22 protein-coding genes and 1 other annotated feature are annotated in these 23,326 nt (G+C 28.4%); of the genes, 5 read left to right on the forward strand and 17 right to left on the reverse strand.

Annotation, left to right across the window (positions count from 1 at the left end):
• Positions 1–45 precede the first annotated feature (45 nt).
• On the reverse strand, positions 46–954 hold the full coding sequence (locus ACQZHJ_RS09930) for a D-alanine--D-alanine ligase (protein WP_430485395.1): 909 nt from the start codon (positions 952–954) through the stop codon (positions 46–48).
• 112 nt (positions 955–1,066) lie between these two features.
• Positions 1,067–3,421 (reverse strand): PAS domain-containing sensor histidine kinase, encoded by a 2,355-nt coding sequence (locus ACQZHJ_RS09935; protein ID WP_430485396.1) that lies wholly within the window; start codon positions 3,419–3,421, stop codon positions 1,067–1,069.
• A 205-nt stretch (positions 3,422–3,626) separates the two neighbouring features.
• Between ACQZHJ_RS09935 and ACQZHJ_RS09940 the strand changes: the two genes are divergently transcribed.
• Positions 3,627–4,487, forward strand: coding sequence for a DMT family transporter (locus ACQZHJ_RS09940; RefSeq protein WP_430485397.1), 861 nt, complete (start codon positions 3,627–3,629; stop codon positions 4,485–4,487).
• Positions 4,488–4,518: 31 nt separating this feature from the next.
• Here ACQZHJ_RS09940 and nth read toward each other — a convergent pair whose 3' ends face one another.
• The 6 genes from nth to ACQZHJ_RS09970 all read right to left on the reverse strand — a co-directional run bounded on the left by nth (position 4,519) and on the right by ACQZHJ_RS09970 (position 10,112).
• Positions 4,519–5,148 carry an endonuclease III gene (gene nth / locus ACQZHJ_RS09945; protein WP_430485398.1) on the reverse strand — a complete coding sequence of 210 codons (630 nt, stop codon included), beginning with the start codon at positions 5,146–5,148 and terminating at the stop codon, positions 4,519–4,521.
• 11 nt (positions 5,149–5,159) lie between these two features.
• Positions 5,160–5,864, reverse strand: coding sequence for a lysophospholipid acyltransferase family protein (locus ACQZHJ_RS09950; RefSeq protein WP_430486889.1), 705 nt, complete (start codon positions 5,862–5,864; stop codon positions 5,160–5,162).
• 47 nt (positions 5,865–5,911) lie between these two features.
• A complete protein-coding gene (queG, locus tag ACQZHJ_RS09955; protein ID WP_430485399.1) occupies positions 5,912–6,904 on the reverse strand; it encodes a tRNA epoxyqueuosine(34) reductase QueG in 993 nt (330 codons plus the stop codon).
• Between the two features lie 147 nt (positions 6,905–7,051).
• Positions 7,052–7,561: a serine O-acetyltransferase EpsC gene (gene epsC, locus ACQZHJ_RS09960; RefSeq protein ID WP_430485400.1), complete on the reverse strand. Its 510-nt coding sequence runs from the start codon at positions 7,559–7,561 to the stop codon at positions 7,052–7,054.
• 20 nt (positions 7,562–7,581) lie between these two features.
• Complete coding sequence (gene cysK / locus ACQZHJ_RS09965; RefSeq protein ID WP_430485401.1) at positions 7,582–8,493, reverse strand: cysteine synthase A; 912 nt, start codon at positions 8,491–8,493, stop codon at positions 7,582–7,584.
• A gap of 45 nt (positions 8,494–8,538) precedes the next feature.
• Positions 8,539–8,782 (reverse strand) — a binding site (T-box leader).
• Between the two features lie 58 nt (positions 8,783–8,840).
• Positions 8,841–10,112: a magnesium transporter gene (locus ACQZHJ_RS09970; RefSeq protein ID WP_430485402.1), complete on the reverse strand. Its 1,272-nt coding sequence runs from the start codon at positions 10,110–10,112 to the stop codon at positions 8,841–8,843.
• 342 nt (positions 10,113–10,454) lie between these two features.
• Between ACQZHJ_RS09970 and ACQZHJ_RS09975 the strand changes: the two genes are divergently transcribed.
• Genes ACQZHJ_RS09975 through ACQZHJ_RS09985 form a run of 3 tightly spaced genes read left to right on the forward strand, consistent with a single transcriptional unit; the run spans position 10,455 to position 12,613 of the window.
• On the forward strand, positions 10,455–11,240 hold the full coding sequence (locus tag ACQZHJ_RS09975; RefSeq protein WP_430485403.1) for an amino acid ABC transporter substrate-binding protein: 786 nt from the start codon (positions 10,455–10,457) through the stop codon (positions 11,238–11,240).
• A 22-nt stretch (positions 11,241–11,262) separates the two neighbouring features.
• Positions 11,263–11,904: an amino acid ABC transporter permease gene (locus tag ACQZHJ_RS09980; RefSeq protein WP_430485404.1), complete on the forward strand. Its 642-nt coding sequence runs from the start codon at positions 11,263–11,265 to the stop codon at positions 11,902–11,904.
• Between the two features lie 16 nt (positions 11,905–11,920).
• The gene (locus tag ACQZHJ_RS09985; RefSeq protein ID WP_430485405.1) at positions 11,921–12,613 is read left to right on the forward strand and encodes an amino acid ABC transporter ATP-binding protein; all 693 of its coding nucleotides are present in this window, start codon (positions 11,921–11,923) and stop codon (positions 12,611–12,613) included.
• A 152-nt stretch (positions 12,614–12,765) separates the two neighbouring features.
• Here the strand turns inward: ACQZHJ_RS09985 and ACQZHJ_RS09990 are convergent, their stop codons facing one another.
• From ACQZHJ_RS09990 to ACQZHJ_RS10000, 3 genes are all read right to left on the reverse strand, one after another.
• A complete protein-coding gene (locus ACQZHJ_RS09990) occupies positions 12,766–13,209 on the reverse strand; it encodes a hypothetical protein (RefSeq protein WP_430485406.1) in 444 nt (147 codons plus the stop codon).
• Between the two features lie 71 nt (positions 13,210–13,280).
• Positions 13,281–13,949, reverse strand: a complete 669-nt coding sequence (locus tag ACQZHJ_RS09995) for a hypothetical protein (RefSeq protein ID WP_430485407.1) — start codon at positions 13,947–13,949, stop codon at positions 13,281–13,283.
• 70 nt (positions 13,950–14,019) lie between these two features.
• Positions 14,020–14,901, reverse strand: a complete 882-nt coding sequence (locus ACQZHJ_RS10000) for a YegS/Rv2252/BmrU family lipid kinase (protein WP_430485408.1) — start codon at positions 14,899–14,901, stop codon at positions 14,020–14,022.
• A gap of 326 nt (positions 14,902–15,227) precedes the next feature.
• Between ACQZHJ_RS10000 and pssA the strand changes: the two genes are divergently transcribed.
• Positions 15,228–15,749 carry a CDP-diacylglycerol--serine O-phosphatidyltransferase gene (gene pssA, locus ACQZHJ_RS10005; RefSeq protein WP_430485409.1) on the forward strand — a complete coding sequence of 174 codons (522 nt, stop codon included), beginning with the start codon at positions 15,228–15,230 and terminating at the stop codon, positions 15,747–15,749.
• Positions 15,750–15,788: 39 nt separating this feature from the next.
• On the opposite strand, the gene ACQZHJ_RS10010 is transcribed toward pssA, so the two are convergent.
• The 6 genes from ACQZHJ_RS10010 to recQ all read right to left on the reverse strand — a co-directional run bounded on the left by ACQZHJ_RS10010 (position 15,789) and on the right by recQ (position 23,214).
• Positions 15,789–16,139, reverse strand: coding sequence for a hypothetical protein (locus tag ACQZHJ_RS10010; RefSeq protein ID WP_430485410.1), 351 nt, complete (start codon positions 16,137–16,139; stop codon positions 15,789–15,791).
• 16 nt (positions 16,140–16,155) lie between these two features.
• The gene (locus tag ACQZHJ_RS10015) at positions 16,156–16,692 is read right to left on the reverse strand and encodes a rubrerythrin family protein (protein WP_430485411.1); all 537 of its coding nucleotides are present in this window, start codon (positions 16,690–16,692) and stop codon (positions 16,156–16,158) included.
• Between the two features lie 52 nt (positions 16,693–16,744).
• Positions 16,745–18,094 carry a SpoVR family protein gene (locus tag ACQZHJ_RS10020; protein WP_430485412.1) on the reverse strand — a complete coding sequence of 450 codons (1,350 nt, stop codon included), beginning with the start codon at positions 18,092–18,094 and terminating at the stop codon, positions 16,745–16,747.
• 31 nt (positions 18,095–18,125) lie between these two features.
• Positions 18,126–19,301 carry a sporulation protein YhbH gene (gene yhbH, locus ACQZHJ_RS10025; protein WP_430485413.1) on the reverse strand — a complete coding sequence of 392 codons (1,176 nt, stop codon included), beginning with the start codon at positions 19,299–19,301 and terminating at the stop codon, positions 18,126–18,128.
• Positions 19,302–19,305: 4 nt separating this feature from the next.
• Positions 19,306–21,228: a PrkA family serine protein kinase gene (locus tag ACQZHJ_RS10030; RefSeq protein WP_430485414.1), complete on the reverse strand. Its 1,923-nt coding sequence runs from the start codon at positions 21,226–21,228 to the stop codon at positions 19,306–19,308.
• Positions 21,229–21,417: 189 nt separating this feature from the next.
• Positions 21,418–23,214, reverse strand: coding sequence for a DNA helicase RecQ (gene recQ / locus ACQZHJ_RS10035; protein WP_430485415.1), 1,797 nt, complete (start codon positions 23,212–23,214; stop codon positions 21,418–21,420).
• Between the last annotated feature and the right edge of the window lie 112 nt (positions 23,215–23,326).

A 23,326-nucleotide genomic window follows, 5' to 3' on the forward strand; every position in this document is an offset into this window, starting at 1 on the left:
AATATAAAATATAAAAATTCAAAGGAAGTTGTTACTAATTATATATTAATCTCTATTAACCTTTAAAGATTTCTCTATTATAGTATCTAAAAGTTCTTCAAAGCTCATTCCTGCTCCAGCTGCGCTTTTAGGGAAAAGACTATTTTTAGTCATTCCTGGTAGTGTATTAACTTCTAATATATAAGGAACATTATCCCTTATAAGCATGTCTACTCTTGCGTACACATCACACTTTAATAATTTATATGTTTCTAGAGCCATGAATTCAACCTCTTTATGAAGTTCTTCATTTAGATTTACTATAAACTCATCTGCGCCTCCATCAGCATACTTTGACTCTATATCAAAAAACTTACCCTTTGGCTTAATAGCTATAACAGGTAACATTTTTCCCTCAATAATAGGACAAGTAATTTCATCTCCCTTTATATACTCTTCTATCATAACTTCAGTATCATATTTTAAAGCTTCTGAAACCGCCTTTTCTACCTCTTCCTTGCTCTCAACTAAAGTAGTTGCAACTGATGAACCCCCATTATTAGGTTTTATAAATACAGGATACCCTAACTTTTCAATAGCTTCGTAGTCAATTCCTTCTACTGAATAAACCATAGTCCACTTTGCTGTTCTAACATTTCCAAAAGCTAAAACTCTCTTTGTCATATCTTTATCCATACATATAGCACTACTTAAAGGACCACATCCTGAAAAAGGTATTCCTAAAGTTTTAAGAACTGATTGAACTGTTCCATCCTCTCCAAATTTCCCATGTAAAGCCAATAAAGCAAAATCTATACCTTCAATCTTTTTTATCAAATCTTCTTTTTCATTTAAAACTATAGGAATAGCTTCATATTTATCATTATTATTTAAGGCATTTACTACAGAATTACCACTTTGTATTGATATTTCTCTTTCTGAAGAAATACCACCCATTATTACTCCAACTTTCATTTCTTTACCTCCAAAATAGAAATAATTAAGGACTTGTCTTTTTTCAAAACAAGCCCTTAATATTATATCACTATATATTCAAAATAGAAAGTTAGTGATTTATTAAATTATCCTAATAAATTTCATATATATCTGCAAATTCTATTGATATTTTTTCAACTTCTGTTTTATAATCTAAACCCATAACTTCATCCTCTATATCGGCTATTCTTATATTAGGTAATAAAATAGAAAACTCACTTCCTGTTTCACTACTTTCTCTTAAAAACACCTTTCCATCATGAAGTTCTACTAATGACTTAACAAGAGATAACCCTATGCCACTTCCTTCTTTATTCCTATTCAACGATTTGTCATTTTGTATAAATCTTTCAAATATAAACTCTTTCATATGAGAAGGTACACCTATACCTGTATCTTTAACTCTTATATCAACCCAATTATCATCAGTTAATATATTAACACTAATCTCTCCACCTGATTCAGTAAATTTTATAGCATTTGATAATAAGTTTAATATTATTCTCTCTATTTTATCAGGATCACATTTTATTTCTAACTCTTCACAGTCTGTATCAAAAACTATATTTATATTCTTAGATTCCACATACGGAATTACTGACATAGTTATATCTTCTGTAAGCTTTATTATATCATAATTTACAAACCCCATTTTTATAAATCCAGAATCTATTTTGGTTATATCAATAAGATTGTTTACAAGCCTAAGCATTCTAAAACAATTCTGTTTCAAAGTTTTTTCATATTTTGTATAAAAACTTGAAAAACCTTCCTCATTCTTTTTATTGTTATTTAAAAGCTGTATACATGAGTAAATTATGTTTATTGGAGTTCTTAATTCATGAGATAAATTAGCAAAAAATTCATTTTTGATTTTATCGTATTGCTTTATCTCCTCAAATTTATTTTTAAGAACCTCAATCTCTCTAACATCCTCTACATTTCTAGCTACTCTTACCCATCCCAAAGTATTATTTTGATTATCTTTAATTCTACTTGATATAGATTCTAGCTCAACTAAACCATTTTTCCCTCTAATCTTGTCAACAGTAAGCACCTTATCCTTATTAAATTGTTTGCTATCTATAACCTTTAGATTTGACTCAATCAAGAGAAAATCATAGTAAACTTGTCCTATCAATTCTTCCCTAGGATATCCTAAGACTTCTGTTACAGCCTTATTGGCATATGTTATGTTACCATTCACATCAATTGTGAATATTAAGTCTTTTATATTCTCAGTTACTCCTCTTAACCGTTGTTCATTAAGTTTTAATTTCTTTTCCATTCCATATTCTTCAGTTATATCATTTACTCTTAAAACATAGTAAATATGTTTCTTCTTCTTAACCCTTTGAAGATTTACTCTTAAGACTTCTGTCTTATCATTCAATACAAGAGTTCCCTTCCATTCCTGAGATTCTCTAAGAACACTCTCTACACTTATTATATTTTTATCATACAATAATTCTTTTATCTGTCTTTCTAATTCATAATATTTACTTTCACCTATATTTTTTATTCTCTTTCTTCTACACTTCTCATTTGCATATATAATTTTTAGATTATTGCTAAGCAAAATTATTTCACTATTACAATCAAACTCTATTAAATTAAAAAATGCACTTAACTCTTCTTGCATAAAATTTTTACTTTTTATAATTTGTAATGCATCAAAAAACATACCAAAAACAAAAGCCATAAAAGATATAAAAGAAAAAAATACTATGTTAATCTTAAAAAGACCATTCCCCGTAATTATTAAAGAAACACAATACATAAATTTCAATAACATTATTGATACACTTATCATTATTACTAAATATGTAACTTCTTTATATTTAAATGTTTTAAAAAAACATATAAATATTGTAGTTATATAAATCACCATTATTATGGTAGCAAAAAAGTTAAATATAGACCTATCATATATCCCAAAGTTATAATCTAAATTTAAGTTTCTTATTATAGAAGTTATCCCTATTACCACAATCAAAGAAATCTTTTTATATTTACAAATTAAGTCTTCTATTTTTTTATAATCAATTATAGCTATTAATAATATTATCGACCTAAATAATACACTATAGATATTTAAGTCATATATTTGACTTGGTATTGTTTTACCAATAACCATCATAATAATCATTTCAGTAATTATACTCACATATACCAAAGATATCCCAAAGAAATTCTTTCTTTTTAACCCTCGATAATATATAAAACATATACTTAAAACCATCAATACTAATAAAACTTGAGTCATAATAATTATTTCTTCTACTGCACAATTTATATCTACATTTAAAAATGCACCTTCATTTATCCCCTGGATAATACTCAAACTTTTTATATAAAATAAAGATAGTAAAACCACTGTAATTACAGATATTAATTTTATATTTTTTCCTTTTAAGTTTAAATTATTAAAAAGTCCAACTAACATTATTTACTTAACCTCATTCTTAATCAGTTACTAATCTATTCTATTATATATTAATAAACCAATTTTAGGAATTAATTTTAAGCTTTTTTCTAAAAATTATTCTTTTCTTCATAAATTTACCATATAATCATTGATATTGACCTATTTATATATAAGAACTACAATAATATAGTAAAAATTTTTAACATTTTCATAGGAGGATTAAATGAATAATAAAACAAAAGGGATAATTTTTATACTTATATCAGCTTTTAGTTTTGCTCTTATGAGTACTTTTGTAAAATTATCTGGTGATTTACCATCTATAGAAAAAAGTTTTTTTAGGAATCTAGTTAGTTGTGTGGTGGCTTTTTATCTAGTTAGAAAAGATAAGTCATTATTATTCGGTCATAAAGAAAACAGACTTGCCCTAATAGGACGTGCAACCTTAGGAACTTTAGGAATATGGGCTAATTATTACGCTATTGATAATCTTATTTTATCGGATGCGACAATACTAAACAAACTAAGCCCATTCTTTGTAATTATATTTTCCTATTTATTCTTAAAAGAAAAGTTAAAGCCAATTCATATAATTTCACTTTTCGTTGCTTTTACAGGGGTTCTCTTTATAGTTAGACCTTCTGGAAGTTTAGCTAGTAATATTATGCCTGCTTTAATAGGATTATGCTCAGCTGCTTTTGCTGGTGGTGCATATACATTTGTTAGGTATCTAGGAGGGAAAGAAAAAGGAGCTACAATTGTTTTCTTCTTTTCATTCTTCTCAATAGTAACCACATTCCCTATTATGATAATTCAATTTGAAATGTTTACTATTAATCAATTTGTATTTTTAATACTTGCAGGTGTTGCAGCTTCATGTGCTCAATTCGCTTTAACTGCAGCATACAAATATGCTCCTGCTAAGGATATCTCAATATTTGATTACACTCAAGTTATATTTGCTGCCTTAATAGGTTTCACATTATTTGGTGATCTTCCAGATAGCATTTCTCTAATTGGATACGCATTAATTTTAGGAGCATCCTTTGTAATCTTTTTATATAACAAGAAAGCTACAAAATAAAAGAAAGCTACACTATTAAGTGTAGCTTTCTTTATTTTAAATTCTTAAAATAATCACAATACTTATTTATTGGACAAATGTCACATTTAGGCTTTCTAGCAATACAACATCTTCTCCCATGGAATATTAATAAATGATGAGCTAATGACCACTCTTTCTTTGGAAGTTCTTTTTGAAGTTGCTTCTCAGTTTCTAAAACATTATCTGAGTGAGCTAAACCAATTCTGTTTGAAACTCTAAAAACATGAGTGTCAACAGCTATAGATGGTACTCCAAAGGCATTTGATAAAACCACATTAGCTGTTTTTCTACCAGCGCCAGCTAAAGAGGTTATGCCTTCCATTGTCTTTGGAACTTCCCCTTTAAAATTTTGATTTAATTGATGAGCCATCATTATTAAATTCTTAGCTTTATTTCTATATAACCCAATCTGTTTTATTCTATCTTCTAATTCTTCTTGGGATATGTTTAAAAATGCATTTACATCTGGATAATCTCTAAATAAAGTTTCAGTTACTTCATTTACTTTTTTATCTGTTGTTTGAGCTGATAAAATTGTAGCAACAAGCAACTGAAATGGTGTTTCATAATTTAATTCACATTTTGCATCTGGGTATTCTTTTTTTAATATTTCTAATACCTCTTTAGTTCTTTTCTTCATACCATACACCTCTAGTCTTTGTAAACACCTCTATAACTTTCTGGTAAAAGATTTGCTATTCCTTTCATAAGGTGTCTTAAAGATCTTTCTTCATACTCATGCTTCTCTTCACCTTTTTCCTTCTTAGGTAAAGTTAAAGGCTTCCCAAACTTAATTACAACCTCTGAATGATTGAACTTTTCAGCTCCCATATTATCATCATTTATTGGCATAAGCTTTTCAGTTCCAGTCATTCCAAAAGGAACAATTTTAGCTTTTGTTAATCTTGCTATAAGCAAAACTCCTTTTTTACCCTCTATCATTGCTCCAGTTCTACTTCTAGTTCCTTCAGGAAATATAACTATATTTTGTCCTGACTTTACTTCCTTAACAATTTTGTTAAGAGATTCTCTATCAGCTGAATTTGGTTTTATTTTTATATTTTTAACTAATCTAGTTCCAATATTAGTTAAGGCTTTGTCATTCAACTTAACGCCTGCTATAAAATAAGGATCATAGTATTCTCTTAATACTTTATCTAAAACCAAACCATCTGCATTGCTTAGGTGGTTACCTATGAATATAAATGGTCCTTCCTCTTTTTTTAACTCTTCAAGTCCTTCTACTTTTAAGTCAGCATATTTATTTAAACATCTACCGATTAAACTTCCTGCTATTGGTCTAAACATACTTTCTGGTAGCCTAACTAAAACATTAGCACCTATACGATTAAACATCATATTACTCGTTTACCTCCTGCATCAAAAATTTTAACAATATATTATTATACATCATAAAAATTTAAAAGTCTATTTTTAAATACCCTCAAATTTTCTGAATTGACTTTATATTTTGAGATATCCTTCTTATCAAATAGCGCATCTCTTATGATTACATTTCTAAGTATAACATTCTTTCCTCTCCATCCACATGAAGTTTGCTTTATACTTTCATTGAACTCTTTTTTACTCATAGTATATAAGTTTTCAAAGTCTTTTTTTTCCATAAAATCAAAAGGAGTAAATTCTTTAATATTACTATACTCTATTTCCTTATTATAGGGACATTTCTTCTGACAGCTATCACACCCAAAAATCCTTCCATTCATAAGTCTCAAATACTTATCTTCAATTTCTTTTTTCTGTGTAATATATGACATGCATGAATTGGTATTCTTCATCATTCTTCTATTTAAAACCTTAGTTGGACATTCTTTAAAGCAAATTTCACAATCCCCACACTTTTTATATTCTCTTAATTCTTCTAAAGTCCTTCCATCCTCACATTCAATATCTAAATTTGTTATTATTTCCCCTAAAAATACATAAGATCCATACTTTTCAGTTATTAGCATATTGTTTTTACCAATAAAACCTATACCCCCTAAGTAAGCTATATATCTTTCCGGTAAAGCATTGCTATCAACCAAACTTATTGCTTTTCCACCTAACGTCTCTATAAAATCCCCTATTTTTTTTAGATAAGAATTAACTACTGCATGATAATCCTGTCCTCTAGTATATACTGAAAAACCATTATCAATATACTCCTGATTATGTAAATACGGAAAAGCTATTGTTATTATAGTTTTTCCATCTTCCATATATATATTAGGATTTATTCTTTTTTCAATATCACTCTCTTCAAAATCATTTTCTAGACCTTTTTCTTTTCTTAACTTAAAAACATCTTCTAACTCAGAAAACTTTCTACAACTAACAAATCCTATATTTTCTAATCCTAATTCGTTGCAATAATCTATAATTTTTTTCTTCAAATCCTTATCACCTCTAGCTAAATAATAAAAGGGCTTTATGAAAAATACAAGTACTACTCTTATATTTTCATATTACCCTTTGATATAATCTATTTCAAACAATTATTCATAAATTTAAAATATAAACTACTAAATAAAAATATTAATCTATTTTTTTATAACCGCAGGTATTCCTACGGCCGTCTTACCCTCTGGCACATCCTTTAAAACAACAGAATTAGCACCAATCTTTGAGTTATTACCTATATTAATTGGTCCTAAAACTTTAGCGCCACACCCAATTATAACATTATCACCTACTGTTGGGTGTCTCTTTCCCTTTTCTTTGCCAGTGCCACCTAAGGTAACACCATGATATATTGTTACATTATCTCCAATCTCTGCAGTCTCCCCAATTACAACTCCCATACCATGATCTATAAAAAGTCCTTTCCCAATTTTTGCTCCTGGATGAATCTCTATTCCCGTAAAAAATCTTCCTAATTGAGAAATAAGTCTTGCTAGGAAAAATAACTTCCATCTATATAATCTATTAGCTATTCTATAAAAAATCAAAACATGAATACTTTGATAAAGTAAAAACACTTCTAATTTTGTTCTAGCAGCAGGATCATTTTTCATAACGTTCTCTATATCATATTTTAGTCTTTCAAACAAACTTTTCACTCCTATTATAATTAATCATACAAACCTGTTGAGAAATATTTCTCTCCTCCATCTGGAGCTATGACAACTATCTTTTTATCCTTTGGTAAATTCTTTCCTATTTCTTTGGCACCATATATTGCAGCTCCTGAAGATATACCTACAAGAACACCTTCTTTTTCTGAAAATTCTTTTGCCATTTTAAAAGCATCTTCACTATCAACTTTTACTACTTCATCAACAACATCTGCATTATATATCTTAGGTATAAATCCAGCTCCTATCCCCTGAATCTTATGAGCTCCTGGGTTTTCACCAGATAAAACTGCTGATGTACTTGGTTCAACAGCTACTACTTTAATATTAGGATTAACCTCTTTCAGTCTCTTACCAATTCCACTTATTGTTCCACCAGTACCAACACCTGCAACTAAAACATCTATATCCGGAATATCTTTCAAAATTTCCTCTGCTGTTGTTTCATAATGCTTATTAGCATTAGCAATATTTAAAAATTGTTGAGGCATAAAATAACCTTTTTCATCAGCTAGTCTTTCAGCCTCAGCAATCGCTCCTTTCATTCCTTTACTTCCTTCTGTAAGAATTATTTCAGCACCATAAGCCTTTATCATATCTCTTCTTTCTTTACTCATAGTCTCAGGCATAGTTATTATAACTTTATACCCCTTAACCTTTCCTATCATAGCTATAGCAATTCCAGTATTTCCACTAGTAGGTTCAACTATAACTCCATGTTCTTTTAATAGCCCTTCTTTTTCAGCCTGTTCTATCATACCTAAAGCAGCTCTATCTTTTATACTTCCTCCAGGATTAAACTTTTCTAATTTAACAAATATATTTGGATTATTTTCTCCTTCAAATAATCCATCAACCTTTAATACCGGTGTATTTCCTATTAAACTTAATACATTCTTAAAAACCATATTATAAAACCTCCTAAAATATATAAATAAAAGGCCTTTACACTATTTAGAGACGAAGCTTTTTGCTCCGTGGTTCCACTCTAATTAGGTAAAGACCTCACTTAATCAAGTACAATAAATACTCTATCACTTTAACGGGTGATTCACGAAAATTTCTACTATTATAATAAGTAAATTCAAAATTTTTGTTCAGAAGCGCACTTCTCATAAAGCTTTGGTGAAAGATTTCCAGCATCACTTTCTCTCTGTAACCTATCCTTATAATACTTTACTTCATCATAACATTTATCCGACTATTCTGATATGAATTATATATTTTATTATATGCTTTTATTCAATTTTGTCAACTAATCTGTGTACTTTTTCTTAAACTTTTTCTTCAGATTGTTTGGAATTAGTTCATCAACTATATCATGAATTAGAACTATTCCAACTAATTTTTCTTCATAATCAACTACTGGAATAGATATTAAATCATATTTTGTTGATTTTTCTATAGCATCTTCAATTGTACTATCTATATTAACACTTAGAGAAGATGTATGCATTATCTCTTTAAGCATAATTCCATCTTGATTCATTATTAAATCTCTCAATGTAACTACACCTTTTAATCTATCTTCCTCATCAGTTATGTAGACATAATACATAACTTCCTCATCAGCATTTAACTCTCTAAGAAGCTCTACTGTTTCTTTTACTGTAAGATCTAAATTAAATGATATAAAGTCCTTATTCATAATACTACCTACAGATTCATCTGAATAACCCATAAGTTCCTTAACTTCCTCAGCATCTTCATTTTCTAAGGCAATTAATACTTTTTCTCTTTCTTCTTCATCCAGTTCATCAATAATATCAGCAATCTCATCATTCGGAATATTTTCAAATAGCTCTGCTGTTTTTGAATGAGAAAGCCCTTTTATGATACTACTTTGTACTTCTGGTTCTATTTCTTCTAATGTATCAGCTGCTAAGTCTTCATCTAAACTATCAAAGACTTTTTTTCTGTTTATAGCATCTAATTCTTCCAGTATATCTGCTAAGTCAGCAGGGTGTAATTTTTGAAGTTTCTTATATGGAATAGCTAACTTTAAGTTTTCGTTTATCATTTCTAAAGACTCAACATCTTCCCACATAATAACTTTTTCTTGAAACTTTTCTCTAAATATTTTAGCTAACAATTTACCTAAAGTATCAAGTCCTTTTCTTCTAAATTTAACTATATTACCAGTTTCAACAGCTATAACTCTAAACTCACCTGCTATTTTAACAATTCTTAAGTCATCAACCTTAACAACCTTTTTACCATTTATGTCTACTATTTTTCTATCTAATAAATTTTGTGATAATAAATAGCTATAATTTCTAGGTAATATCTCTCTGCTTCCTCTTATTTGAATCTTTATTTTCCCATTATCCTTTTGATAAAAATCTATATTTTTAAACTCATAGTCAAATATAACTCCATCTCTCTTAACTTTATATCCAATTATTCTTGGATATCCTTCTTCTGTAGTAACATATACATCTTTTAATACACCTAAAACTTCATTAAACTCATCGTATATTTTTTTATTCATTATATTACTATAAAGAAACATTGTTAACTTATTCATTATATCTCTCCTCCTTTAACCTTAAAATAATTAATTTAAGATTAAGTATCTATTAAGAAAAGGAGAAGTATGTCCTAAAATCCTAAACAGAAAATATCCTCCCTCTTTTCTTAATAATATTATTTTTTATCTCTTCTTTGCACCTATCTTCTCGAGGGCTATCTTCCATTTAGTTTCACCACCTTTTAAAAAAAAATTATATAACTCTCTAGTTTATTATATTATATAAACTTTAAAATGCAACTTTTTAAAGAGATTTAAAACAAATAAATTTAAAATGCACATTGACTTCTTTGCTTTAGCATGATAAAGTAGTGATATATTAAAGTGATGGAGGCAATTATGAAAAAACTTTTATTTTTATTATTAACTGTACTTGTTTTTTCAACCTTTCTTTATGGTTGTTCTAAAAAAAATACTACTAAAGTTAAGGATGAAAAAACTATAGTAGTTGGAATGGATGATACTTTTGTTCCAATGGGATTTAGAGATCAAGACGGAAATATCGTTGGATTTGATGTTGATTTAGCAAAGGAAGCTTTTAAAAGAATAGGTTATAAAGTTGATTTTCAAGCGATCGACTGGTCTATGAAAGAAACGGAACTTAATAACGGAAACATAGATGCTATATGGAACGGATACACAATGACACCTGAAAGAGCAAAAAAAGTAGCCTTTACAGAACCTTATTTAAAAAATAGACAAGTTATTGTAACTTTATCAGATTCAAATATAACATCATTAAAAGATTTAAAAGGAAAAACAGTTACAACTCAAGATGGTTCAAGTTCACTAGATGTCTTATTCGAAAACCCAAATCTTGTAGCTTCATTCAAAGGTAATGAACCTATCCTATTTGATAGCTTCAATGATTGCTTTATGGATTTAGAAGCTGGAAGAAGTGATGCAGTTGTATGCGATGAAATACTAGCACAATACTATATGTCTAAAAAAGATAAAAATAAATTTAGAGTTTTGTCTGAAGATTTAGGAAAAGAAAGCTACAGTGTTGGTCTTAGAAAAAGTTCTCCTATACTAGCTCCTCTAAATAAAACTTTAGAGGAAATGAAACAGGATGGTACAACAAAAAAAATATCAGTAAAATGGTTTGGCAAAGATTTAGAATAAAATTTTAAAGGGGTGAAAAGTTTTGGATTATATTATTACATTAATGCCGTCAATTTTAGAAGGACTTAAAAATACCTTAGGCGTTTTCATTATTACATTATTATTATCAATTCCACTAGGAGTTGTTGTTGCAATACTTAGATTATCAAAAATAAAAACTATAAATGGAATAGCTTCATTTTATGTATGGGTTATGCGTGGAACTCCTCTACTTCTTCAATTAATATTTGTATTCTTTGGACTACCTATTATAGGAATAAGTATAGATAGATTTCCTGCTGCAATTTTAGCCTTTGTTCTAAACTACGCAGCATACTTTGGGGAAATATTCAGATCTGGAATTAAAGATGTTCCTGCTGGTCAGTATGAAGCCTGTGAAATCTTAGGATTTTCAAAATCATATACATTTAGAAAAATAATATTACCACAAGCATTTAAAAAGATATTACCTGCTATAGCTAATGAAGTAATCACATTAGTGAAAGATACCTCTTTAGTATATGTTGTTGGAATCGGAGAATTATTAAGAGCTGGTAAAATTGCAAGTAATAGAGATGCTTCATTAATTCCTTTATTTTTAACTGGAGTCATATATCTAATATTGGTTGCTCTATTAACCAAAGTCTTTGATAGACTTGAAAAAAGGTATTCTTACTATAATTAAAAGGAGGACAAGTTAAATGATAGAGATTAAAAACTTAGAGAAATCTTTTAAAGGAAATAAAATTCTAAAAAATATAAACTTTTCACTTAAAGAAGGGGAGATTTTAAGTCTTCTTGGTCCTTCCGGCGCAGGTAAAACTACAATTTTGAGAATATTAAATGGATTAGAAACTTGTGACTTAGGAACTATAAATATAGATGACTTTACTATTTGTAATGAAGGAAAGTATGTAGTCACCAAAAAGCTTAAAGATATTCACAACAAAATAGGACTAGTTTTTCAAAACTTTAATCTATTTCCTCATATGAGCATTATGGAAAACTTAATAGCTGCTCCAATGCAAACTTTAAAAATTTCAAAAGAAGAAGCTGAATCTAAAGCTATGGTAATATTAAAAAATCTTGCTTTAGATGATAAAGCTGACTCTTATCCATGTGAACTTTCAGGTGGACAAAAACAAAGAGTTGCTATAGGTCGTGCTCTAATGCTAAATCCTAAATATATCTGCTTTGATGAACCAACATCAGCACTTGATCCTACAATAACAAAAGAAATAGCTAATATAATGAAATCATTAGCTAAAACCAATATAGGAATACTAATAATAACGCATGATATGGAATTTGCTAAAGAAGCTTCATCAAGAGTAATTGAACTTCAATCTGGTGAAATATTAAAAGACCTACCTTCTAAGGAATTTTTTAGATAATATATGTCTCTGTTTTAAGCGAGTGTTGATTTCCATCTATATCTTCAAACCTAGCTAGAAATCAACACTAGTTTAAAATAGAGCTTAATATAAAATTAAATTATATATTTTAATTAAGACTAATTTTAAATAAATCTACACTCTATTTAAAATTATTTTATATTAGACTCTATATTATCTTTTATCTCTTTTACTTTTTCATCTTTAGCATTTCCATTTAAATATTTATCGTATTCATTAACTAAATCTTTTAAAAGAGGTATATTTTTAGCACTATCAGTTCCTTTTATCTCTTCTTCAGCTTTAGTTAAATCATTCATGTACACTCCTTTAAAGTTACTCCATTCTTTCTCATTAAAATCTTTTTCACTTTCTGCTTTATCAACTAATTTTTCATACAATCCTTTTATCCTATTTTTTGAGTATTCTTCTTTGCTGTTTTTCTCCTCTGGAATTTCTGTTGGATCTGGTGAAACTCCTTGTGCTGGATTTACTTGTTGAGTATTTGATTCTTCTGGAACCTTCTCAATATTACTTGTACATCCTACATTGAAAATAGTAATTCCTATTAAAAATGATAAGATTAATTTTTTCATAAAATCACCTCATTCTGTTTTTAATAGTTTTCCCCTATTTGTTCAAAAAAAATAAATGGATAGATTAACTTCTATCCATTTACTGATATTATATTCTTTTTAAAGGTAGTCAAAAAATAAAAGCATAGACAAGTTAAAGCAACTTCGCTTATTAAACATGCATTTAAAAATTCTAACCCTATTAATCCTAAAGAATTTTCTAATATTATTAAAAAACCTACAAAAACAACACCTATTATCCCTGTATTATTTGAATGTTTTTCCTTTTTATAAAGTATTATAAATGAAATTATAATAGATAATAAAAATAAGTATATCCCCTTAAATAGAAATTCATTATCAACATTTATTAAATATCCAAACTCCCATGTAGCCTTAAAATATGGTTTAAAAAATACTATCATTCCTAAATAAAACATACTAAGTATTCCAAATGATAATCTTATTATATTAAAATTAACTCTATCACTTCTTAAAAACACATAAAATGCTAACATTAATATTAGTGGAATATATATTAAATCAAAAAATATGGTGTACTTTAAAAAGCCAATATAATTTTGCTTTTCAACTAAAGCTAAAACTATTAATGAAATTCCTCTTATTAATTGAAATATAAAAGCTATACTTATTAGTAATTTTAATTTTTTAGGCGAATATTTTAAGTTTTCTAATATATTGTTTATAGTAATAAAAATTATAATTAACAAAACTGCGTAATAAATAAATGTTTGATTCATAATTCCTCCTAGTATTACTCTATTTTGTTTTACATATTAAATTAATCATTACTATAAACTATTATTTAAATTACTTATTTATTCCTAAAACTTTTATTCCATCTTTAATACACTGTACTCTTAGTGGAAAATCCGGGCCTCTTTCTCCATCTATGTCAGTAACTATATTTTCATTTGACTCTATAAGAATCTCCTCAGCCTTTATATACTCTATTCTTGAGTCATTTAAATGTTCTCCCTTTAATACCTTTATAAACATAGGTATTAATTCTGGAATATGACAAGCTTTAAATATTACAACATCTAATAATCCATCTTGTACTTTAGCTTTTGTTGCTAACTTAAAGTTACCAGCTGTTTGACCATTAAATACAAGCATTAAGTATATAGGCTCATTAAATACTTCCCCATTAGCAGTTATTTTAACATCTAATTTTCTAAAGTTAGGAAGTTCTTCTAATCCCTTTAAATAATATGCTAACTTTCCAATTGTATTTTTTAAGTTTGTATCTGTTTTTTGAGATACATCAGTAAATAATCCTGTTGATAATACATTTACAAAGTAATTATCATTTACCTTTCCTAAATCAACTCCAACTGCATATGAATCTAATATCATCTCAACGCAAGCTCCTGCATCTTGTGGCATTCCTAAATGCTTCGCAAAGTCGTTAGCTGTACCAACAGGTATTATACCTATTGGTAAATCTATTTCTCTTTTTTTCATAGCATTAACAACAGTATCAATAGTTCCATCTCCACCTGCTATTAGTATATATTCATACGAAGAATCTATTACATCTAAAGCTTGTATAACATCTACACCCTTCTGAATTCTGTAAGGAACTATTGTATATCCCTTCTCTTGGTGCATTGTTATAATCTTATCTAATTCTTTTAATATAGCATTTTCTCCTGAATATGGATTATATATAAATCTTACTTTTTTCAACTTTTTACGCCTCCAATTTTAAACCCTTATTATAAATTGAATTGATATTTCTTTTAATTAATGGTATCATTTTTAGTATATTATACAAATTCTACAATATTATAAAATTATATCATTTGTTTATGACCTTGTCGATAAGATAGTGATAGTATGCTTTTATTTTAATCAAGTTTTATGCAATAATAACTATTTTTTAATTTATATTTATAATAATTTAAGGTTAAACTTAAATTATTAATATGTATTTAAGGTTAATTTAATAGCTTATAATATTCATTATTGATATAATTTATTTATTGTTAATTTATTTATTTAGGAGTGATTATATGAGAAAAAGTAGTATACCAAATATATTTACTTTTATAAACCTGTCTTTTGGTATATTATCATTATTAGCAACCTTTGAAGCTAACTACTTATTGGCTGGAATATTTATTATTATGGCTGGATTAGTTGATAGATATGATGGAAGAGTTGCTCGTTACTTAAATGTTTCTAGTGATCTTGGTAAAGAACTAGACTCATTAGCTGATTTAGTATCATTTGGTGTTGCACCATCTGTATTAACTTTTGTATTCTATAATTTTGAATCATTAGGACCAAGAGGAATACTAGGATATGCTATATTACTTGCTTTCCCTATTTGTGGTGCTTTCAGATTAGCTAGATATAATGCAACTGAATTCGATGGAGTATTCAGAGGCGTACCAATAACTATAGCTGGTGCTGTTGTAGCTTTATTTATTGTATTAACAGTAAATAATCCTACAAACATTATATTCCCAGTAATAATCTTAGCATTATTCGCATATTTAATGGTTAGCAACATACAATTAAAAAAATTCTAAAAAAAGCCTATTAAAGTTTTTCTTTAATAGGCTTTTTATTTATTCATCTTCTCTATTAGTTGAGTTATCAAAAAGCAAATCTTGTTCAACTTCTGTTAAAATAACATCTTTAGAAGCTTTAGAATTTATAACTTCTGACTTAAGCTTTATATACTTTATATAGGCATCTTCATTTTCTTTTATTATCTCTAGAACCGAATCTATTATTTCTCCCATTTCATCAACTCTATCTAGAGCTTGGTCTAAATCTCGCTTTCTAACTTTAGCAATGTTATTAAGCTCTCCAGCTGCTCCAACTAAAAGTCTATAAGTGTTTGCATAACTGTTAAGAAGAGAACTTAAATTATTTACCTCATTAAAATGCCTTTTAAACACATCTGAATGACCCATTATAAACTAAACTCCTTTAGCATTCACATATAAGCTTAAAATATCCTTGTGGATACTTACATAAAGGACACATCTTAGGCACTTCATTACCTTCATATATATAGCCACAATTTAAACATATCCATTTTTCATTATTTTCAGAGCTATATAAACTACCCTCTTCAAGCTTTTTGTTAAGCATGGTAAATCTTTCTTTATGTGACTCCTCAACTTCTCTAAGCTCTTTGAAGAAATCAGCTATTTCATTATACCCTTCATCTCTTGCAACTTCTTCATACTGCTTATAAATTTCCTTATACTCATCAGTCTCTCCCATGGCTGCTGTAAGTAAATTTTCTTCTATACTACCTACATTACCTAAAAAAGTTTTATAAACTTCTCTTGCATGAGCATACTCATTTCCTGCAGTTTCATCAAAAACATCAGCAATCCAATGCTGTTCTTCTTTTCTTGCCTCTTCAGCAAACAAGTTATACTTAGTCCTAGCACGACATTCTCCTGCAAATGTCTTATAAAGATTTTTTTCTGTCTGTGAACCTTTTAAATTTTTCATTATAATTTCTCCAAGATAAATTAATTACCTTATATACTATGAAAGACTTTCATTATTCATCACACAAAAATAAAATATCTGCTCCATCTTTTCCCTTACTTGTTAAAGTAACTTTTCTTCCCCATAAAACATTTATATATTTTAATGTCTTTTTAGCATATGCAGCCTCTAACTCTCTTCCATCAAAAACATGTTCAAGGTTTAAAGTCATATCCTTCTTATTAAGCTCCTTAACCCTTATATAAGGTATTGATCCAACTCCACACTCATCTGCTATAAGATTTCTTATATTCTTCCACCCTAAATCGTCTGAAACCTCATCTACAACATAATCAAATCCCTTTTTAACGTATTGAAAGAGATTTAATTCTTCGCATAATTCCTTAGTTAAATATTTTCTTATAAAAGAACTATCTCTTTCTAAAGCTCTAACCTCAAAGATTTTCTCTTTTCCATATCTCTCTTCTATATCTTGAAAAATTCTAAATCCTATATAGTAAGGATTTAATCCATAAGATATAGGAGCAACTACATCATTATGCCTCTTTAAGAATTCTAGATGTAGTCCCTGTGGCAATTCTAGTTTTTTCAAAATATTATAATGCCAATAGCTTGCCCATCCCTCATTCATAATTTTAGTTTCAATTTGTGGAATAAAGTAAAGGCTCTCTCTTCTTACAATCTTTAATATATTTTTCTCCCATTCCTCCAAATTAGAGTAATCAATTATAAATTGAAGTATGTCATCATCTGGATTTAAAGGAATCCTACTAACATCTGGTGGAAGCAAATCTTCCAATGTATCCAAAGGTCCTCTATTTGCTTTTCTGTCATTAAATATATCTAATATTCTCTTTCTTTGCTCCTCTTGAGACTCTCTCCTTTCGCCAATAACTCTAGGTACTTGATATCTAACTGAGTGAGCAGCATCTAATATTCTTTCTACTTGACTATACCCTATACTTGGATCATTTATATATCCTCTTATAGTATCTGCATCCAACTTAAACATTTCTAATGTGTTATCTGCATCTGTCCCTTCTGCAAAAAGTCTATTATTTTTAAAGAAATCATTATGACCATAAACATGAGCCATAGTTAAAATTTGAAGTAACAATGTGTTATCCTTCATTAAATAAGCCAGGCAAGGATTTGAATTTATAACCATTTCATATGGTAATCCAGTCATATTTAGTGAATACAATGTTTTATTCTTTTCATAAGCCTTACCATAACTCCAATGTGGATATTTAGAAGGCATTCCCACATAGGCTTCATAACTTAACATTTCATTATATCCAATAACTTCATATTCCTGTGGATAATAATCTAGTCCTTCACTCTTGGCTATTTCTTCTATTTTATTGTTCCAACCTTCTAAATCTCTTAAATTATAATCCATTTCAAAAGCCCCTTATCTATATACACTCTCATCAATTATTCTCTTCTTGCAACTCTTCAGAAAGCATATGTTTTATAGCATTCCATAAATCTTTCTTTTCCTTTACTACTACAGAAACAAAATTTTTCTTATCTATTTCCTTTTTAAATCTATAAAACATCGTTGTTGAATAAGTTGATGGTAAAAGTTCAATGTAACCAAACATATTACTTAAATCAGAGATTTCATTTACAGCCTTCATAGCTCTTTCATTATCTTCACTCCAGTTATCACCATCTGAAGCATAGAAAGGATAAATATTCCATACTCCTGGATGATACTTTTCCTTTATCAAATCTATAGCAGAATTTATTCCTGAAGATATATAAGTTCCACCAGATTCTCCCTTATGGAAAAATTCATACTCATTTACATTTTTAGCTGTTGTAGTATGGGAAATGAATTCAAAAGCTATATTGTGATATTTTCTTCTTATAAATCTTGATAGAACAAAGAAGAATGACCTAGCTAAATATTTTTTTGTATTATCCATAGAGCCTGAAACGTCCATTATAAAAATCATTACAGCATTACTCTCTTTTTTAGGTTGTTTCTTAACCTTGTAGTATCTTAAATCATCCTCTCTAAAAGGAAATCTCTCTATACTATTTTCTTCTCCTAATTCAAGTAAAGCTCTTTTCTTTCCTTGTTTTCTTGCAATCTTGGACATAACGGTTCTCTTTTTTGCAAGTCTTGGTCTTATACCATACTTTTGATATCCTCTTTTTCTAGCTGCACTTTCAACTATGATTTCAGAATACTTCTTTCTATCTAAATTAGGAAGATCAAGATCTTCTACTATATAGTCCATAAGTTCCTCTAGGGTTATCTCAGTTTCATATATATCTTTTCCCTCTTGATTTCCAGCCTTATTATTTCCGATAGCTTTTCTCTTATCACTAGCTATCCTATCTCCTCTTCTTTCTTCCCCAGTTCCAGTTGTAACCCCTTTATTATTAGAGCCATATATAAACTGGTACTCTTTTATTCCTCTAATAGGAATTTTATATTTTTTGTTTTTTGTTTCTCCAATTATACTCTCTTCCGAAAGTATATCACCTAAGTTTTCTTTAATTGACTTTTCTACTAATTGCCTATGACGTCTTCTGTCTTCTATAGATCTATCATGTTCTACTTGATTCTCAGCTTGATCTCTGAATATGGCCATTCTCTTAATCCTTCCATAGGTTATTAGCTGCATATTTTAAGATTACATCGCAGCAATGTGGACAATAACCATTCTTCTCCATTTGATTTACCATTGAGTTATACTTCTTATCTTGATCTTTATCTCTTACTCTAGATTTTGTTATAATTCTTGATAAATCTTTTACTGAAGCTGTTAATTTCTTTTCAATGGCTTCTTTTAGTGGTTCATAAGATCTATAGTCCATTTTTCCGCCACTTCTAACTATATAGAACATATATGATGTCACATCAGCTCTAAAGCCTTTTGCAGAAGATTCTCCGATTCCAATCTGCTCTTCTATGCTTCTCATAAATTCTTCGTCTGGCTCTAACTCCTCGCTTGTTGCAGAATCTTTAAGTTTAGTCTTGTTTACATAAGCTTCTGCATTATCTATATAATTATTGAATAAACTTTCTGCTTGCTCTTGGAAAGAATGAATAAATGCCTTTGTAATTTCTTTCTCAAGAATCTTGTTGTATTCTTTTCTAATAGTATCTTGAATATATCCTAAATATTTCTTCTTATCATCTTGAGAAATATCCATATCCTTAACTGATTTTATTATGCTTTCCATTACACTTAATGGATTTATACACATATGCTCTGCATTTGATAATGCATTATCTATAGCTTTAATAATAAATCTTGTAGATATTCCCTTCATTCCTTCCATAGGTCCAGCTTCTTCTTTAAGCTCTAAAACATCAATTCTCTTAGTAGTTCCTTTTTCTACTATTTCCTCTCCGTTATAAAGTCTAAGTTTAGTAACTGGATCAACCTTCATAGAAGGAAGCAATCTTGTAAGTATAGCAAACATTGAAGCAATTTCCATTGTATGAGGTGCTATATGAGCATCAAAGTTAGATTTCTTTAAAATCTTTTCATAAATCTTTGTTTCTTCACTAAGCTCTAAACAATAAGGAACCTCAACCTTTACAATTCTATCTAAAATAGCTTCATTTGTATGGTCTGATTTAAACTTATTCCACTCAGCTTCATTAGAGTGAGCTATTATAAGACCATCAAAATAAATCATTGAACCCTTTCCTGGTGAAGGTATAGATTTTTCTTGAGTTGCTGTTATTATAGTGTGTAGATATTCAACATCATTTTTAAATACCTCTATAAACTCAACCATTCCTCTATTACCAACATTAAATGCTCCATTTAATGAGAATATTCTAGGGTCATCCTCTGGATACATATCCATTTTAGAAATATCTATAGAACCTGTTAATATTGATGTATCTTGGTTATTAGGATCTACTGGAGGAACAACTCCTATTCCTTTTCTTGAACGTATTGAGAAATTCTTTGTTGATACTGGAAACTTCTCATATTCTCCTCCAAATTCATTTAGCAATCTATACTTACATACTGGGCATAAATCCCCCTCAATCTTAACCCCTAGCATTTCTTCAAATTCACCTCTTAAGTGTTTAGGTATTAAATGAAGAGGTTCTTCGTGCATTGGACATCCATCTAAAACATATACTGGTGGTGCTGTTTCTAAAGATTTTTTAATAGCTTCTACTAAAGATGACTTTCCAGCTCCAACTGGTCCTACTAAATATAAAACCTGTCTAGCTTCCTCCCCTTTCATTGATGCTGAATGGAAGTAATTCATTATTTTCATGATAACTGTATCTATACCATAGAAATCTTCCTTAAAGAAATTGTATTTCTTTATTTTCTCATTTCCATATATCTTCTTTATTTTTGCATTTTCCTCTGGGCGTAATATTTCAAACCCTTTATCAACTATCAAGTCATGAATTCTCTTATGAGAAAGTTTTGCAATATCAGGATTATCTTTGACAATCTCCAAATAATCTATGAATGTTCCCTTAAACTTTTGCTTATTATGTTTTTCCCTATCACTTTTTATAAATTCTTTAAAATCCATTATAATCCCTCCTTTACCATAAATATATTCAAACAGGTTCCTATTCTATGACAAAATATTTTATATTACTTTGTAAAAAATCTAATTATATAATTAATAAAATAAAAACTTATAAATATGTATTGAGAATTACTGAATTAAAGTAATAATTCTAAACTAATCCTCTTCATACAATTTATAAGTTTTCTCTTAAACTTGCTTTAATAATCTATTCTTTTTCTTATGTTTCTCATAATCTCTTAAAGTTGTTAAAATAAATGACCCGTATTTTATAATCTTCTGCTCTCCAAAACCTTTTATATCTTCAAGCTCACTTTTATTCTTAGGCATCTTATTTATTATTTCTATGATCATAGAGTCTGTAAAAATTATATATGGTTTTACACCCTCTCTTCTTGAAAGATCTTTTCTTAATATTCTAAACTTTTTAAACAACTCTAAATCTTTGCATGTTTCTTCTCCACTCTTATTTATATTAAGAAAAACTTTTTCTTTACCTTTTAATATAGTGATTGACTTTAAGTTTAATTTAAACATAGAATATGTGCCTTCTTTTCTTTCTAAGGCATGTATCTCCAAAAGTTCATTTATAATATCTTTTATAAATTTATTTGTGTATTCTTTCATTATTCCAAAGGTTGATAATTCATATAGCTTATATTTCTCAATCTTAGGTCCATGAATTCCTCTTAATATATCAATAAGTACACTTTCTCCAAAAGATTCCTTAGTTCTATAAATACATGAAAGTATTTTTTGTGCCTCTATTGTCATATCAGTAAAATCTGAATTCTTCAAACAATTACTACAGTTGTTGCAGTATTTTATAGAGTTCTTTTCTCCAAAATAATCTAATATGTATTTCCTTAAACACTCTTCATAATTACAGAAGTTTATTATTTTTTCTAACTTATTAAGCTCTATAGTTCTTCTGCTTATTTCAGTAGTTGAACTTATTAAATAATCCATAACTCTTATATCTTGTTCTGAATAAAGAAGATAACACTTCGCTAAACTACCATCTCTTCCTCCACGCCCAATTTCTTGATAATAGTTTTCTACACTTTTAGGAAATGTTGAGTGAATTATAAACTTAACATCTGGCTTATCTATTCCCATTCCAAAAGCATTTGTAGCAATCATAACCTTTAAATTATCACTTAAGAATTCATCTTGATAATAATTTTTCTCCTTTTCACTTAAGGAACCATGATATTTCCCTACACTTTTGCCTCTATAATTCATATGTTTATAAAGCTCTTCAACCTCATTTTTAGTAGAACAGTATATTATTCCTGATTCTTCTTCATTTTCACTTATTATTTCACTTATTGTCTCAAGTTTATCAACTTCTTTAAGTATATTTATCTCTAAGTTATCCCTACTAAAACTGCCTTTATATAAAAATGGATTAGTAAGTCCTAAGAGCTTTATAGAATCTTCCATTACTTCTTCTGTAGCAGTTGCTGTAAATGCCGTTATTGTAGGTTTCTTTCTTAATTTTTCTACAAATGGTTTAATTAATCCATAACTCTTTCTAAAATCATGTCCCCACATAGAGACGCAATGCGCTTCATCTACTACAAGTTGCTCTATGTTAACATTTTTAATCTTATCTAAGAAATAATTATTACTTAACCTTTCAGGCGAAACATATAAAAGCTTAACCTCTCCCTCTATGAATCCATTTATCTTTTCCTTCACCTCATCGAAGCTATTTCCTCCACTTATATAACTTGCACTAATTCCTAGGGAATTTAAATTATCAACTTGATCCTTCATTAGAGATATTAGTGGTGATATAACTAAGGTCTTACCTTTTAATATACAAGCTGGTATCTCATAGCAAAGTGATTTACCTCCACCAGTTGGTAATATGCAAAAAATATCTCTCCCGCCTAAAATCTTCTCTATTACTTCAAGCTGCCCTCTTCTAAATTCTTTATATCCAAAAATATTATTTAATATCTCAAAGGCTCTTCTCATTATCTACTCCTAATATTTTTAAATTTCAGTTATGTTCTACTATTTTCTTTAATCCAAGTTAAATATAAAAAGCATAATTTATACTTTTATACAATTAAACTTATAAAAATAG

This window comes from Clostridium sp. B9 (assembly GCF_050509515.1).
Lineage (GTDB): Bacteria > Bacillota > Clostridia > Clostridiales > Clostridiaceae > Sarcina.

Coding starts and splice junctions, on each gene's coding strand:
- ACQZHJ_RS09995 (WP_430485407.1), bottom strand. CDS start 13,949: ATGAATCAAACATTTATTTATTACGCAGTTTTGTTAATTATAATTTTT.
- ACQZHJ_RS09985 (WP_430485405.1), top strand. CDS start 11,921: ATGATAGAGATTAAAAACTTAGAGAAATCTTTTAAAGGAAATAAAATT.
- ACQZHJ_RS09935 (WP_430485396.1), bottom strand. CDS start 3,421: ATGTTAGTTGGACTTTTTAATAATTTAAACTTAAAAGGAAAAAATATA.
- yhbH (WP_430485413.1), bottom strand. CDS start 19,301: ATGGCCATATTCAGAGATCAAGCTGAGAATCAAGTAGAACATGATAGA.
- ACQZHJ_RS09950 (WP_430486889.1), bottom strand. CDS start 5,864: ATGTTTAATCGTATAGGTGCTAATGTTTTAGTTAGGCTACCAGAAAGT.
- cysK (WP_430485401.1), bottom strand. CDS start 8,493: ATGGTTTTTAAGAATGTATTAAGTTTAATAGGAAATACACCGGTATTA.
- ACQZHJ_RS10015 (WP_430485411.1), bottom strand. CDS start 16,692: ATGAAAAATTTAAAAGGTTCACAGACAGAAAAAAATCTTTATAAGACA.
- ACQZHJ_RS09940 (WP_430485397.1), top strand. CDS start 3,627: ATGAATAATAAAACAAAAGGGATAATTTTTATACTTATATCAGCTTTT.
- ACQZHJ_RS10030 (WP_430485414.1), bottom strand. CDS start 21,228: ATGGATTTTAAAGAATTTATAAAAAGTGATAGGGAAAAACATAATAAG.
- nth (WP_430485398.1), bottom strand. CDS start 5,148: ATGAAGAAAAGAACTAAAGAGGTATTAGAAATATTAAAAAAAGAATAC.
- ACQZHJ_RS09975 (WP_430485403.1), top strand. CDS start 10,455: ATGAAAAAACTTTTATTTTTATTATTAACTGTACTTGTTTTTTCAACC.
- ACQZHJ_RS09930 (WP_430485395.1), bottom strand. CDS start 954: ATGAAAGTTGGAGTAATAATGGGTGGTATTTCTTCAGAAAGAGAAATA.
- ACQZHJ_RS10010 (WP_430485410.1), bottom strand. CDS start 16,139: ATGGGTCATTCAGATGTGTTTAAAAGGCATTTTAATGAGGTAAATAAT.
- ACQZHJ_RS10020 (WP_430485412.1), bottom strand. CDS start 18,094: ATGGATTATAATTTAAGAGATTTAGAAGGTTGGAACAATAAAATAGAA.
- ACQZHJ_RS09990 (WP_430485406.1), bottom strand. CDS start 13,209: ATGAAAAAATTAATCTTATCATTTTTAATAGGAATTACTATTTTCAAT.
- recQ (WP_430485415.1), bottom strand. CDS start 23,214: ATGAGAAGAGCCTTTGAGATATTAAATAATATTTTTGGATATAAAGAA.
- ACQZHJ_RS09970 (WP_430485402.1), bottom strand. CDS start 10,112: ATGAATAAGTTAACAATGTTTCTTTATAGTAATATAATGAATAAAAAA.
- pssA (WP_430485409.1), top strand. CDS start 15,228: ATGAGAAAAAGTAGTATACCAAATATATTTACTTTTATAAACCTGTCT.